Origin of the sequence: Herbiconiux dendrobii, from assembly GCF_052048175.1 — a bacterium.
GTDB lineage: Bacteria > Actinomycetota > Actinomycetes > Actinomycetales > Microbacteriaceae > Herbiconiux.
In genome coordinates, this window is the sequence record NZ_JBLZQV010000001.1 from 741,345 (window position 1) to 754,768 (window position 13,424).

11 protein-coding genes are annotated in these 13,424 nt (G+C 72.5%); 8 read left to right on the forward strand and 3 right to left on the reverse strand.

All coding sequences use genetic code 11. The features are described 5' to 3' along the window. Positions 1–10: 10 nt before the first annotated feature. From ACN4JJ_RS03460 to ACN4JJ_RS03495, 8 genes are all read left to right on the forward strand, one after another. The gene (locus tag ACN4JJ_RS03460) at positions 11–1,873 is read left to right on the forward strand and encodes a methyltransferase domain-containing protein (protein WP_440708502.1); all 1,863 of its coding nucleotides are present in this window, start codon (positions 11–13) and stop codon (positions 1,871–1,873) included. Between the two features lie 70 nt (positions 1,874–1,943). Then, on the forward strand, positions 1,944–2,570 hold the full coding sequence (locus tag ACN4JJ_RS03465) for a dTDP-4-dehydrorhamnose 3,5-epimerase family protein (RefSeq protein ID WP_440708503.1): 627 nt from the start codon (positions 1,944–1,946) through the stop codon (positions 2,568–2,570). Positions 2,571–2,572: 2 nt separating this feature from the next. Then, positions 2,573–3,442 carry a glucose-1-phosphate thymidylyltransferase RfbA gene (gene rfbA / locus ACN4JJ_RS03470; RefSeq protein ID WP_440708504.1) on the forward strand — a complete coding sequence of 290 codons (870 nt, stop codon included), beginning with the start codon at positions 2,573–2,575 and terminating at the stop codon, positions 3,440–3,442. Between the two features lie 70 nt (positions 3,443–3,512). After that, on the forward strand, positions 3,513–5,405 hold the full coding sequence (locus ACN4JJ_RS03475; RefSeq protein ID WP_440708505.1) for an O-antigen ligase family protein: 1,893 nt from the start codon (positions 3,513–3,515) through the stop codon (positions 5,403–5,405). 151 nt (positions 5,406–5,556) lie between these two features. Then, positions 5,557–7,947, forward strand: coding sequence for a cell wall-binding repeat-containing protein (locus ACN4JJ_RS03480; protein WP_440708506.1), 2,391 nt, complete (start codon positions 5,557–5,559; stop codon positions 7,945–7,947). Next, positions 7,944–8,408 (forward strand): hypothetical protein, encoded by a 465-nt coding sequence (locus ACN4JJ_RS03485; RefSeq protein ID WP_440708507.1) that lies wholly within the window; start codon positions 7,944–7,946, stop codon positions 8,406–8,408. The genes ACN4JJ_RS03480 and ACN4JJ_RS03485 overlap by 4 nt, the downstream gene beginning before the upstream one ends. 73 nt (positions 8,409–8,481) lie before the next feature. Further along, complete coding sequence (locus ACN4JJ_RS03490; RefSeq protein ID WP_440708508.1) at positions 8,482–9,015, forward strand: helix-turn-helix domain-containing protein; 534 nt, start codon at positions 8,482–8,484, stop codon at positions 9,013–9,015. Positions 9,016–9,043: 28 nt separating this feature from the next. Then, positions 9,044–10,306 carry an MFS transporter gene (locus ACN4JJ_RS03495; RefSeq protein WP_440708509.1) on the forward strand — a complete coding sequence of 421 codons (1,263 nt, stop codon included), beginning with the start codon at positions 9,044–9,046 and terminating at the stop codon, positions 10,304–10,306. 21 nt (positions 10,307–10,327) lie between these two features. On the opposite strand, the gene ACN4JJ_RS03500 is transcribed toward ACN4JJ_RS03495, so the two are convergent. The 3 genes from ACN4JJ_RS03500 to ACN4JJ_RS03510 are packed head-to-tail and all read right to left on the reverse strand — an operon-like array spanning position 10,328 to position 13,317. Beyond that, on the reverse strand, positions 10,328–11,158 hold the full coding sequence (locus ACN4JJ_RS03500; protein ID WP_440708510.1) for a hypothetical protein: 831 nt from the start codon (positions 11,156–11,158) through the stop codon (positions 10,328–10,330). A gap of 10 nt (positions 11,159–11,168) precedes the next feature. Continuing rightward, positions 11,169–12,149 (reverse strand): NAD-dependent epimerase/dehydratase family protein, encoded by a 981-nt coding sequence (locus ACN4JJ_RS03505; protein WP_440708511.1) that lies wholly within the window; start codon positions 12,147–12,149, stop codon positions 11,169–11,171. Continuing rightward, complete coding sequence (locus tag ACN4JJ_RS03510) at positions 12,136–13,317, reverse strand: glycosyltransferase family 2 protein (protein WP_440708512.1); 1,182 nt, start codon at positions 13,315–13,317, stop codon at positions 12,136–12,138. The genes ACN4JJ_RS03505 and ACN4JJ_RS03510 overlap by 14 nt, the downstream gene beginning before the upstream one ends. Positions 13,318–13,424 lie beyond the last annotated feature (107 nt).

Below are 13,424 nucleotides of genomic sequence, written 5' to 3' on the forward strand. Positions count from 1 at the left end.
GGCGGATGCGGTGAAGAAGTACGACAACGCCTACTCGATCGAGAACCTCTACGGGCACGTGATCTCCCTGCTCGGCGAGCACCTGCCGGAGGGCAGCGAGGGCGCCGTGCATCTCGACATCGCCAGCGGCTACTCCGCCATCGGCGAGGTGGTGGAGGGCGAGTTCGGGCTGCACTACGTGGGTGTGGACATCGACCCCGTGGCTCTGGCGGCCGTGCGGCAGCGCGGGCTCGAGGTGCACCAGGCCGACCTCGCCGAGCCGGGCGGCATCCTCGCGGCTCTCACCGCGGTGATCGCCGGCCGGCGGGTGGCGTCGGTGAGCGTGCTCGACGGGCTCGAGCACATCGCCGACGGGAGCGAGCTGCTCGCCGCCATCCGGGCCGTCGTGGTCGAGCACGGCGCCGTGAGCGTTTTCAGCCTGCCCAACGTCACCCACCGCGACGTGGGCTACAAGCTCGCGCTGGGCTCGTGGGAGTACACCCCCACCGGGCTGCTGGATGCCACGCACCTGCGGCTCTTCGGCGAGAAGTCGCTGCGCGAGACCTTCGCGGCCGCCGGGCTGTATCCCATCGGGCGCAACGACTACTCGCTCGCCGAGAGCGACCAGCACTACCCGGCGGGACATCCCGCTCTCCAGCCCGGCACGAACCTCACCCGGTTCCTCGACGAGCTGCGCGACGCCGCCGAACCGAGCGGGCGGGTGAACCAGTTCGTCTGGGCCTGTGTGGCGGGGCCGCAGAAGCCGGTGCGGCACGAAGCCGAGCCGGCCGGCCCCTTCCTGACGGTCGTCATCCGCACCCAGGGCCGCCGGATCGCCGAGCTCGAGGAGGTGCTGCTGTGCCTCGCGGGCCAGAGCAGCACCGACTTCGAGGTCGTCGTGATCGCGCACCGCACCAGTGTGGAACAGCAGCTGGGCGTCGAAGCCGCCGTCGAGGGGGTGCCCGCCTGGCTCGCCGAGCGGATCCGCATCGTGCACGTCGACCACGGCAACCGGGCGACGCTGCTGAACACCGGGCTCGAGCAGGCCCGAGGCCGCTACGTGGCCGCGCTCGACGACGACGACCTGGTGTTCGCGCACTGGGTGCAGGCGTTCGCCGACCTCGAGCTGAAGTTCGGCGGGCGCGTGCTGCGCAGCGTGTGCGCGCGCCAGCAGGCCGACCGGGTGCGGGTGCGCGAGGCGGATGCCACGCGAGCGCACTCCGGCATCACGATGCCCTACGCGCGGGAGTTCTCGTTCATCGAGCACCTCTCGCTGAACAGCACGCCGTTCATGTCGGCGGCGATCCCCCGGGCGCTGTACCGCGACCTCGGCATGCGTTACGACGACACGCTCACCACCACGGAGGACTGGGACTACCTGCTGCGCGCCGTCTCGGTGGTCGGCGTGGCCGACTCCGGGGTGCTGACGGCCGTGTACCGGGGCTGGGTCTCGCAGGATTCGTCGATCACCGAGCACGTGCACGACGAGTGGATCCTCAACCAGTACGCCGTCGACCGCAAGGTCGACGCCCGGCCGGTGCTGCTGCCGGCGGGCGAGACCCGGGCCATCCGCAAGCTCGTGCGCCAGGCCTCGGCCGCCTCGGTGCCGCCGCCCGCCCCGCCCGAGCGCGACGTCGAGGCCGAGGTGGAGCAGCGCACCCGCGCCCGCGTGCGGGAACGCGACGACCTGCACCTGCGGGTGGTCAGCCTGCTGGAGTCCCGTTCCTGGCGCGCCAGCGCGGGCATCCGGGCGGCGGGCCTGCTCACCGGGCGGGGCCGGCCGATCAAGGCCAGCCAGGTGCTGCGGATGCCGGACGAGCAGTTGCGCGAGGTGATCGCCGCGATCGAATCCTCGCGCTCCTGGCGGATCACGAAGGTGCTGCGGCGCGGCTGACGGGATGCGCGGTCCGCCCGCGGCGCGTCGGCCGCCGACGGGCGGGCCGCGGGTTGGTTAGACTCGCAGCGTGCAATTCCGCGAACTGAGCATCCCCGACTCCTACGAGATCACGCCGAAGCAGTTCGGCGACGACCGGGGCGTCTTCCTCGAGTGGTACCGCTTCGACAAGCTCGAAGCGGAGATCGGCCACTCCATCGACCTCGCTCAGGCGAACACCTCGGTGTCGAAGAAGGGGGTCGTGCGCGGCATCCACTTCGCCGACATCCCGCCGTCGCAGGCCAAGTACGTCACCGCCACGCACGGCGCCGTGCTCGATTTCGTGATCGACATCCGGGTGGGCTCGCCCACCTACGGCCAGTGGGACTCGGTGCTGCTGGACGACGTCGACCGCCGCGGCATCTACCTCGCCGAGGGGCTCGGCCACGCCTTCGTGGCGCTCACCGACGACGCCACCGTGTCGTACCTGGTGACCTCCACCTTCGCCGCCGAGCGCGAGCACGGCATCAACCCGCTCGACCCCGAGATCGAGCTGCGCTTCCCCGAGGAGGCCGGCAACCTGCTGCTCTCGCCGAAAGACACCGAGGCGCCGTCGCTGGCCGAGGCCGCCGCGTCCGGGCTCCTGCCCACCTGGGACCAGGCTCGCGCGTTCTACGCCTCACTGAACGACAAAGCGTCGAACGAGAAGGGCCGCTGAGCATGCGCGGAATCATCCTGGCCGGCGGATCCGGCACCCGGCTCTGGCCGATCACCAAGGGCATCTCGAAGCAGCTGATGCCGATCTACGACAAGCCGATGGTGTACTACCCCTTGTCGACGCTGATGATGGCCGGGATCAGCGAGATCCTGATCATCACCACGCCGGAGTACAACGAGCAGTTCCGCTCCCTGCTGGGCGACGGCAGTGAACTCGGCATCCGCCTGGAGTACGCCGTGCAGCCCTCGCCCGACGGGCTGGCGCAGGCCTTCATCATCGGCGAGGAGTTCATCGGCGACGAGAGCGTCGCGCTGGTGCTCGGTGACAACATCTTCCACGGTGTGGGTCTCGGCTCCTCGCTCCGCACGAACGGCGAGATCGAGGGCGCCCGCATCTTCGCGTACCACGTGGCCGAACCTCGCGCCTACGGCGTGGTGGAGTTCGACGAGAACAACGTGGCCGTCTCGATCGAGGAGAAGCCGGTCGAGCCCAAGTCGAACTACGCCGTTCCCGGTCTGTACTTCTACGACAACTCGGTGGTGGAGATCGCGAAGTCGATCGAGCCCTCGGCCCGCGGCGAGCTCGAGATCTCGACCGTGAACGAGCGCTACCTCGAGCGCGGCGACCTGCACGTGCAGGTGCTCGACCGCGGTACGGCGTGGCTGGACACCGGGACCTTCGAGTCGATGATGCAGGCCTCCGAGTACGTGCGCGTGATCGAAGACCGGCAGGGCTTCAAGATCGGCTGCATCGAGGAGATCGCCTGGCGCGCCGGCTGGATCGACACCGAGCAGCTGGCGAAGCTGGCGGCACCCCTGGTGAAGAGCGGCTACGGGGCCTACCTGCAGACGCTGATCGCCTCCGCCGAGTAGGCGCACGCTGAGCACGACCCGCCGCGCCGGGCGCGCCGGCTCCTGGGCCACGGCGGCGATCTGGCTGGCGGTGCTCGCGAGCATCGTCTTCCTGCCCGAGGGCTTCACCCGCTGGCTGCTGCCGAAGGACGCGCTGTTCGCGATCGCCGCGGTGGCCGCCAGTCTGGCTCTGCCGCGCGGACGGCTGCCGCGCTGGGTGCTCGTGGCGGTGGCCGCCGGCACCCTGCTGCTGGCCGTGGGGATCGCGTTCGCGGTCAGCCCCTGGGCGGCGTTCTGGGGGCGCTGGCCGCGATACGAGGGCGCCGTGGGGCTCTCGGTGTACCTCGTGGCGGTGTGGGCGGGTGCGCGACTGCTCGGGCCCGGCGCGGGGCGGGGCATCCGCACGTTCTGGTCGGCCTCGGCCGTGGCCAGTGTCGCGCTCGGGGTGATCGGGGTGCTCGAGTCGGTCGGGATCGATCCGATCCCCACACCGTGGGAGCGGCCCGGGGCGCTCGCCGGCAACGCGACCGACCAGGGCATCCTGGGCCTGATCTTCCTGGCACTGTTGGTGCTGCCGGCGGTGGGCGCGGCGCGGGAGGCATGGGCCGGTCGGCGCGGTGCCGGCGGTGGCGCCGGCGCTGGCGGTGTTGGAGGTGGCCGGGACCGCAGGGGCGGGCGACCGATCGCCTGGGCGCTGCTGCTCGGAGCCGGGGCCGGCTTCGGGCTCGTGACGGTGGCGGTATCGGCTTCGCGCGGGGCGTTCCTCGGCGCCGTGCTCGTGGTGCTCGCGCTCGCCGCGCTGCAGGTGACCTCGCTGGGGCTGCGGCGTCCGCGCGGCGCGGGGGCGGATGCGGTGGCGCACCGCCGGCGGCTGGTGCGCGGTGTGCTGATCGCCGTCGGCAGCCTCGTGCTGCTGGTCGGGGTCGCGCTCGCAGTGCCGCTCACCCGAAGCCGGCTGCTCGGCCTCAGTCCGCTGTCGATGACGACCGTCTCGGACCGCGTGCTGATCTGGCAGGAGTCGTTCGCCATCCTGGCCGGACGGCCGTTCACCGGTGTCGGACCGAGTGGGTTCGTGGATGCGGCACCCGGCTTCCAGAGCGCCGAGTGGTACGCCAGCGTAGGCACCGAGACCACGCTGGACTCCCCGCACAACGTGCTGATGCAGGCCGCGATGGCGGGCGGCTGGCCGCTCGCGGCGCTGCTGGCGGGGGTGAGCATCGCGATCGTGGTGGTGGGCTGCCGCCGTTGGGCCGCCGCGGTGCGGGCGACGGCGGTGCCTTCCGGGCCGCCTGCGGCGGTGGCTGCGGCGGTGGGTTCGGCTCCGAGAGTGTCGATGGTGGGGGGCATGCCGGATGCGGTGGCCGCCGATCGCGCGCTGCTGCTGTCGGGCGCGCTCGCGGCGCTGCTCGGCACGGCGGCGGCGCTGATGACCTCGTTCACCGTTCCCGCGACGGCCCTGCTGTGCTGCCTCCTGGTCGGGGCGCTCGTGGCGCGGCCGGTGATCGCGGGGGAGACGCGGCGGGAGTCCGCCGCATCCGTCGGCCGCGTGCGCGTCGGGCGCGCGGTGCGCACCGGGGTGCTCGCCGTGTGGGCGGCGTTCCTGGTGGTGTGTGCGCTCGCCGAACTGCCGCTGCAGGCGGGGGCCTCCGAGGCCGAGGCGGGCCGTATCGCCGCGGCCGACGCGGGCTTCGGGGTGGCGCAGGCGCTGCGCCCCTGGGATGCCGACATCGCCTCGATCGCCGCGCAGCAGCTCAGCTCCGACGACGTGCCCGCGGCCGCGCGGGCGGAGGCGGCGGTCTCCGCCGAGCGCTGGGCCCGTGAGGCGCTGGCCACCGTGCCGAACTCGATCCCCACGCTCAAGGCCCTTGCCACCGCCGAGCGCATCCAGCACGACGACGACGGCCTCCGCGCCACCCTCGACCGCCTGGCCGCGCTCGTGCCCCTCGACCCCGACGTGCGCGCAGCCCGCGCCGCCCTTCCCTGAACCCGACCCTCCTCGCGACCCGTCGATTTCGGCCCTGAAATGCGCCGGGAAGGGCCTAAATCGACGGGTCGCGAGGAGGGGCGGGCGACGGATGCGCGGGTCGCAGCACGGGGGAGCGGGGGCGGGGCCGTAGCGTGAGGGGGTGCGATCGATGTTCCGACCTGTCCGACGGCGTTCCGGCCGGCTGCTCCTCGTCGCCGCGGTCGTGACCGTGGCGGCCCTGTGCGGCGCCGCGACGTCGGCCGCCGCCGAGGTCGCGCCGAGCCCCGAGGGATCCGCCCCGTCCGAAGACGCCCCGGCCCCCGACCCCACCGCCGAACGCCCGCGGATGTCGAACCTGCCCGCCGAAGCGTTCACCTCCCAGGCCGCCGAGCTGCCCGCCGACCTGAGCGAGGCCATCCGCCGCGACCTCGGCGAAGACCCGGCCGACTACCTCGCCCGCACGAACGCGGCCCTCGAGGCGAGCGACGTGGTGGAGGGGCTGCAGGCCGAGGGCATCGAGGTGCTCGGCTCACGCCTGGACGGCACCCAGCTCGTGGTGAACATCCCCGAGGGCGCTGCGGATGCCACCGGCGGCGACGCCGCCGCATCCGTCGCCGAGGTGGGCGCGGTGGCCGAGACCGGGGCCCCGGTGGTGCCCGACTACTCCGATCAGAAGCTCACCGCGATGGCCGACCTGATCGGCGGCCAGGGCTTCCAGTTCGTGGCGGCCGGCCTCACCTACGTCTGCTCGACCGGCTTCGTGGGGCGCTACGGGCCGTATCCGCAGACCCAATTCATCACCTCGGGCCACTGCATCGAGCCGGACCGCGACACCGGGACCTACTACTACGAGTCGCGGCAGGCCAGGGCGGGCAGCGCCCCCTCGCGCGGCGAGATCATCGGAGCGCCGGTGGAGTCGCTGTTCCGGTTCGGTTCGGGCGCCGACGTGGGAGTCGTCGCCAGCAACTGGAACCCGCAGCCCAAGGTCTCCACCTGGGGCGGTGGCCAGGGCGCCCTCGGCGACGGCACCCCCGTGACGATCACCGACATGACGACCGGCATCGTCGGCTCGCCCATCTGCAAGTCGGGCCGCACCACGGGCTGGACCTGCGGCACGGTGCTCGTGGTCAACGAGTCCTACCCGGTGTACAACCACTCGGGCGTGCCGCAGTACGTGAACCTCACGCTCACCGACGTGTGCATGCTGCCGGGCGACAGCGGTTCGGCCGCGGTCGTCGGCACGGCCGCGTTCGGCCTCGGATCGGCCGGCAGCTACGTCGGCGACTGCAACCGCGCGGGCCAGCCGAACGCCATCAGCGCCTTCTTCCCCATGCTCACCAGCAACGGCAGCAAGAGCGTGTCGAACACGGTGCCCGACTGGGAGCTGAGCGTGGTCGTGCCGACGCCGACCGTGTACCGGCCCTCGTTCGTCGGCGACGCCATCCGGGGCACCCTGCCGGGGGCCGGCCCGCGGCACCGGATCGACATCACCATCGACGGATCCTCCGTCTACACGGTCACTCCCGGCACGAACGGCGACTGGTCGCTGGCCCTGCCGAGCGCGCTGCAGAGCGGCCGGCACAGCTATTCGGTGAAGGCCCGCTGGGGCACGTTCTCGGTCTCGAGCGCCGTGACCGACACCTACCAGCTGCAGGCGAAGCCGGCCGTCGAGCGCATCAGCGGCGCCGACCGCTACGAGGTCGCCCTGCAGATCTCGAAGAAGACCTACCCGGGCAAGGCCGACGTGGTGTACCTCGCCACCGGTCAGAACTACCCGGATGCGCTCAGCGCCGGCCCCGCCGCCGTCAAGCAGGGCGGCCCGCTGCTGCTCACCCAGCCGACGGTGCTGCCCGCCGCGGTCAGCGCCGAGATCAGCCGGCTGGCACCGAAGACGATCGTGATCGTCGGCGGACCGAACTCGGTCTCCGAGGAGGTGGCCGCCCAGCTGGCGACGCTGGCCCCCTCGGTGGTGCGCCTGCAGGGCGAGGACCGCTACGCCGCCTCGCGCGCCGTGGCGCAGTACGCCTTCGGCACGGCCGCCCGCAGCTACGTGGCGACCGGCGGGAACTTCCCCGACGCCCTGTCGACAGGATCGGCCGCCGGTTCCCGCGGGGTGCCGATCACGCTCGTGAACGGGGGAGCGGCATCCGTCGACACCGCCACGGCCCAGCTGTTCCAGGCCCTCGGTACGAACCAGATCACCATCTCCGGCGGCCCGAACTCGGTCTCGACCGGCGTCGAGAGCTCGCTCAAGTCGTTCGCCACGGTCAACCGCCTCACCGGCAGCGACCGCTTCACGGCCTCGCAGGCCATCAACCGCGCCACCTTCACCTCGAGCAGCACCGTGTACCTGGCCACGGGCTACAACTACCCGGATGCCCTGGCCGGCGGAGTCCTGGCCGCCAAGTCGGGCGCCCCCCTCTACATCGTGCCGACGGAGTGCGTGCCGCGAGGCGTCATCTCCGACATCGGCTCACTGAAGGCCACGAAGGTGGTGCTGCTGGGCGGCCCCAACTCTCTCAATGCGAACGTCGGCGCGCTCACGGCGTGCGCCTGGTGATCCCCGTCCCGGCGTCCGGGGTGGCCTTCCTGCTGTGTTCCGCGGTCATCGTCTTCTTCGACTGGGTGCCGACACCGCTGAACCGCAACATCCACAGCCTCACGGTTCGCGAGCGACTGCCGAGCACCGTCATCCATTCGGTGACCGGTCTCGCCTTCGCCTCCGCCGCCCTGCTCGGCTGGATCTGGGTCGTGGTGGCGGCTGTCGCCTGGTACGCCGTGGTGCTGTTCGCGGCGCTCCGCAACTGGTGGTTGCCCTACCTCGTCGGCACGGGATCGGCGGAGGTGTCGGAGGAGGACTTCGCCCGCCACTACGGGGAGAACACCTCCGTGCTGCCGCGTCGCAGCACCGGAGTGATCGTCCCCGACCTCCAGCACTGCATCATCCACGCGAGCATCGTCCTGGCCTTCGCAGTCGCGCTGACCCTGTCGATCGCGGGCCTCGGAGAGCTGTTCGGCTGAGCAGCGCGTCTTCCCGTGCGCGACCCCCAAAGGCGCTTTTGGCGGTGGGTGGGGGCGGGGCGAGAATGGGCGCATGGCCACCCTCGACGAGCTTCGTGCGACCGCGCATCCCATTCGCCTGCAGCTGCTCTCCCTGCTGACCGGTGCCGCGCTGAGCGCGGCGGAGGCGGGACGGGAGCTGCGCCTCTCGCAGGCGACGGCGAGCTATCACCTGCGGGTGCTCGAGCGCGCCGGACTCGTGCGCGTGGTCGAGGTGGTGCGCGTGCGCGGCGGGGAGGCGAAACGGTACCGGCACGAGTCGTCGGCCCGGCCGTTCGCGCTCGGCGACCCGGCGACGGCCACGCCGGCCGCCCGGGCCGCCGAGGAGGTCGCCCAGTACGTCGAGGCTCTCGCGGGTGAGCTCCGCCGGCGGTCGGCGGCGCGTGCGGACGGGCCGCAGGTGACGACGGATGCCGAGCTCTGGGTCGATCCCCGCGTGTGGAACCGGGTGGTCGCCCTCGTGGGCGGTGCGTCCGCCCTGCTGCACGCCGAGGCCAGGCCGCCCCGCACGCCGGGCACGGTGCCGGTGTCGATGACCGCGGCCCTGTTCCCGCTCCGGCGCCCATGAGCACCGCCCCGCTCGTGCCCGAACGACCGTGACCGCGTCCGGCGCTCCCGAGGCGGCGCAGGATCTCGACGCCCCGCCCGGTGCGAACCCGCTGCGATACGCCCCGTTCCGGTGGCTGCTCGCCGCGCGCACCACGAGCATCCTCGGCAATGCGGTCGCCCCGATCGCCCTCGCGTTCGCGGTGCTCGATCTCACCGGCTCCGTGACCGACCTCGGACTGGTCGTCGCGGCGCGATCCGTGGCCAACGTCGCGGTCCTGCTCCTCGGCGGCGTGATCGCCGACCGTCTGCCCCGGCACCTCGTGCTGGTCGGGACATCCCTGGCAGCCGCGCTGTCCCAGGGGGCGGTGGCCGCGCTGGTGCTGACGGGATCGGCCACGATCCCGCTGCTCGTGCTCCTGGGCGTGCTGAACGGCGCGGTCGCGGCGGTCGCGCTGCCCGCGGCAGCCGCCCTGGTGCCCGAGACGGTTCCGGCGGCGTCGTTGCGGCCGGCGAACGCGCTGCTGCGTCTGGGGCTGAATGCCGCGGGGATCCTCGGCGCGGCGGCGGGGGCGGCGCTCGTGAGTGCGGTCGGGCCCGGCTGGGGCCTGGCGATCGACGCGGGGGGATTCGCGATGGCCGCGGTGCTCTTCGGGCTGCTGCGCCTGCCGCGACGGCGGACCACGCCCGGCGGTGAGGCGGCCCAGGGCTTGCACGCCTCGGTGCTGGGTGATCTGCGGGACGGCTGGCGGGAGTTCACGCGACGCCGCTGGGTGTGGGTCGTGGTCGCGCAGTTCGGGGTGCTGAACGCGGCCTTCGTCGGAGCGACGACGGTGCTCGGGCCGGTCGTCGCGGATGCCTCGTTCGGACGGGGCGGCTGGGGTGTCGTGGTGGCGGCGCAGACGATCGGACTGGCCGTCGGCGCGGCCGTCGCCATCCGCTGGCGTCCGCGCCGGGCCCTGGGGATCGGGGTCGGACTCATGGCCGTCACGGCCCTTCCCGTCGCGACGCTCGGTATCGCGCCCGCGCTGCCGGCGCTCGTCGTGGCGTTCGCGATCGGCGGTGTGGCCCTGGAGATCTTCGCCGTCGCCTGGGATCAGTCCCTGCAGTCCCACGTGCCCCGCGAAGCTCTCGCGCGGGTCTACTCCTACGACATGGTGGGATCCTTCATCGCCATCCCGCTGGGCGAGGTGGCGGTGGGGCCGCTCTCGCAGGCCCTCGGCATCGCCCCCACGCTCCTGGCCTGTGCCGCGCTCATCGTCCTCGCCACGCTGGCCGCCCTCACGGTGCGCAGCGTCCGCACCCTCACCTGACCTGCCCCGAGCCGCCGGCCGCTAGCTCAGATACCGGTAGAACTCGCGCTTGAGGTCGCCGAGGTTCCAGTGCTGGTTCGTCTCCGCGAGCACGAACTCGATCTCCACGGGCAGCTTAGCGAGGGTCTGGCCGTGGGTCTTGGCGAAGTGGGTGAACCAGAGGTCGTCGAGCAGCCAGTAGCGCTGCGGGAGCTCGGTGAAGAAGCGGTCGTCGAGGAAGATCGACAGGTCGCAGATCATCCCGCCGGGCCCGACGTGGTCGACCGGGCCGCCCACGACGGCGGGCGTGCGGTCGAAGTAGTCGTCGGAGGCGACGGTGAACGCCCACCAGGCGTGCACGACGCCGGGCCGGTGCACCGAGAGCGCGGTGCGGACGAAATCGGGCTGCACGTCTTCGTCGTCGTCGATCACGATCACCGGGCCGGGATCGACACCCGCACCGACGCCGGCACCCGCGCCCGCCCGGCGAGCGGCCGCGGTCGCCTTGGTCGCCAGTACCCGCGCCCAGTAGAAGCGCGCGATCGACCCGAGGTTGTACGGGCTGCGGACCAGCCGCACCGAGCGCAGGGCTCCGGATGCCTCGAACCCGCGCAGCACGCCGGCGTAGAAGTCGTGGTCGGCGCGGTTGTTGTTCCAGAGGTACAGCGCCACGCCCGGAGTGCCCTCCTGGCCGTCGAGCAGCCGCAGCATCGCCTCGAGCCGCTCGGGCCGGTTGAACAGGCACATCAGCACGGGAACCTCGGAGCCCGTCTCGCCCCAGACCCGCTCATCCGTGGGCCGGAAGCGCCCCTTCAGCAGCCGTCGCCGCACGAACGCCTTGGCCAGGCGTCGCGGAGAGGTCGGTGCGGCCATTCCGAAAAGCCTAGCGTGCGCGCAGCCAGGCGACGGTCGCCTCGAGGCCCTCGCGCAGCTGCACCGCGGGCACCTCGGGGAACAGCGTCGCCAGCACCGAGCCCTCGGCCTGGGAGTGCAGGATGTCGCCCACCCGGGCCGGCGCGAACTCCACAGGCACCGGATGCCCGAGCACGTCCTCGATCTCGGCGATCAGTTCGAGCAGGCTGGTGCGCACCCCGAAACCGAGGTCGACCGGCTCGTCGTGGGCGACACCGCGCACGATCGCGTCGGCGATCACCGCGCAGATCGACTCCACGTAGGTGAAGTCGCGCGACTGCTCGCCGGTGCCGTGCACGGTGACCGTCTCGCCGGCGACGGCCCGCTCGAGGAACGCGGGCACGACGGCGGGGTAGGCGGCATCCGCTCGCTGTCGCGGCCCGAACACGTTGAAGAAGCGGAAGGCCAGCACCGGCAGGCCGAAGCTGCGCTGCCAGGTGAGCGCGTAGGCCTCGGCGGCGAGCTTGGTGGCGCCGTAGGGGCTCTCGGTGCGCGGGCGCATCCGCTCGTGCTTGGGCAGGTCGGGCAGCGATCCGTAGACCGCCGACGACGACGCCACGATGGTGTGCACCAGTCCGGCGGCCCGGGCGGCCTCCAGCACGGCCACCGTTCCGGTGACGTTGACCTCGTGCACGTGCAGCGGCCGTTCGAGGGACTCCTGCACGGAGGCGACCGCCGCGAGGTGCACGACGGCGTCCACCCCGTCGACGGCCGAGGCGAGCACGGCGGGGTCGAGCACCGAGCCCTCGATCAGCGTCACGTCGACGCCGTGGAGGTTCTCGCGGCTTCCCGCGCTGAGATCGTCCAGAACCCGGATGCTCGTGCCCGATCGTGCGGCCAGCACCCGGCAGAGGGTGCTGCCGATGAACCCGGCGCCGCCGGTGATCAGCACCGTGAGGGGTCGGTCCGGGTCGGGACGGCCGCCGCCGGGCGCGGCCTCAGCCCCGGTCACGCGTCAGAACCCGTCGCACCTTGTTCTCGACCCGCACCAGCGGCCGGTGCTCGAGCGCGGCCAGCCGGGCCTCGAGCGAGGCGACGTGCACCCGGGTGAGGTCGAGCTCCTGGCGCGTGCGGGCGAACTCGGCCTCGACCGCGGCGGCCTCGTCGGCCGCCCGCTGCTGCTCCTCGGCGAGCTGCTGCTCGAAGGCGGTCTTCTGCTCGGCCAGGGCCAGCCGCTGCTGCTCGGCCGCCGCCACCAGGCTCGCGTGCGAGCGCGACTCGGCGTCGCGCAGCGCCGGCGCCACCGACCGGAACCGCTCCAGCACCTCGGCCTCGAACGCGCCGTCGGGCACGGGGGAGGCGAGCGCGGTCAGCGTGTCGTCCCGGCGGAAGTGGCCGGCGGCCAGTCCCTCGGCCAGCTCGGCCTCGTCGGGGTGCCGCAGCAGATAGAACGGCAGCAACGCGCCGGCCTGCAGTCGCCGGTAGTCGCGCATCCCGTGGTGGTTGGGGCTCGGGGTGAGTTCGGGGTTGTCCTCGTAGGCACGGCCGGCGATCTCGACCTTGTTGCGGTACTGCTCCCAGGAGCGCCAGGGCACGTGCAGCACCTCGATGGCGAGCGCTTCGGGGGGCACGCCGCGGGACTCGAGACTGACGAAGTGGTTGCCCTGGATGACGTCGATCTCCGGGTCGCCGACGTGCACGGCGTCGGCCGTCGGGTGCGCGCGCAGCCCGGTGGCCCGCAGGGCCGCTTCGGGGCGCTCGTCGCGGTAGGTCAGCCGCCCGAGACCCGATCCGGATGCCGCGGCCGGCCCGGTGAGGTTGATCACGGGCACGAGGAAGGCCTGGATGGCCGGATCGAGCTGCTCGAACACCTCGTGCAGCGTGAGCGCGCGATCCACCGGCACGAAGAACTCGTCGGCGTCGGCGTTGATCACCCAGTCGGCGCCGTGCAGCGATGCCGCATCCCGCGCCATCTGCGTCACCACGGGAGCCTGCTGCTTGCGGTGGACGGGATCGTGCCGCAGCTGGATCAGCCCGCGGTCGGCGTAGCCCTGCAGGATCTCGGTGGTGCCGTCGACCGAGCCGTTGTCGGTGACGATCAGCAGGTCGATGCCCTGGGCCAGGTGGTGATCGAGCATGGCCCCGATGATGTCCGCCTCGTCGCGGACCATGACGGTCATGGCGAGCTTCACCGTGACGGCCTCCCTCGTGTTCGCGTGCCCGGTCGCACCGGACGCCTTCGCTTCCGACGACCGCGTCGGGTCGGTCGTGCCGGAATGCGCTCCCA

Bases quoted from the DNA above. Each gene is read 5' to 3' on its own strand.
- rfbA (WP_440708504.1), top strand. From the start codon at position 2,573: ATGCGCGGAATCATCCTGGCCGGCGGATCCGGCACCCGGCTCTGGCCG.
- ACN4JJ_RS03480 (WP_440708506.1), top strand. From the start codon at position 5,557: ATGTTCCGACCTGTCCGACGGCGTTCCGGCCGGCTGCTCCTCGTCGCC.
- ACN4JJ_RS03490 (WP_440708508.1), top strand. From the start codon at position 8,482: ATGGCCACCCTCGACGAGCTTCGTGCGACCGCGCATCCCATTCGCCTG.
- ACN4JJ_RS03500 (WP_440708510.1), bottom strand. From the start codon at position 11,158: ATGGCCGCACCGACCTCTCCGCGACGCCTGGCCAAGGCGTTCGTGCGG.
- ACN4JJ_RS03510 (WP_440708512.1), bottom strand. From the start codon at position 13,317: ATGACCGTCATGGTCCGCGACGAGGCGGACATCATCGGGGCCATGCTC.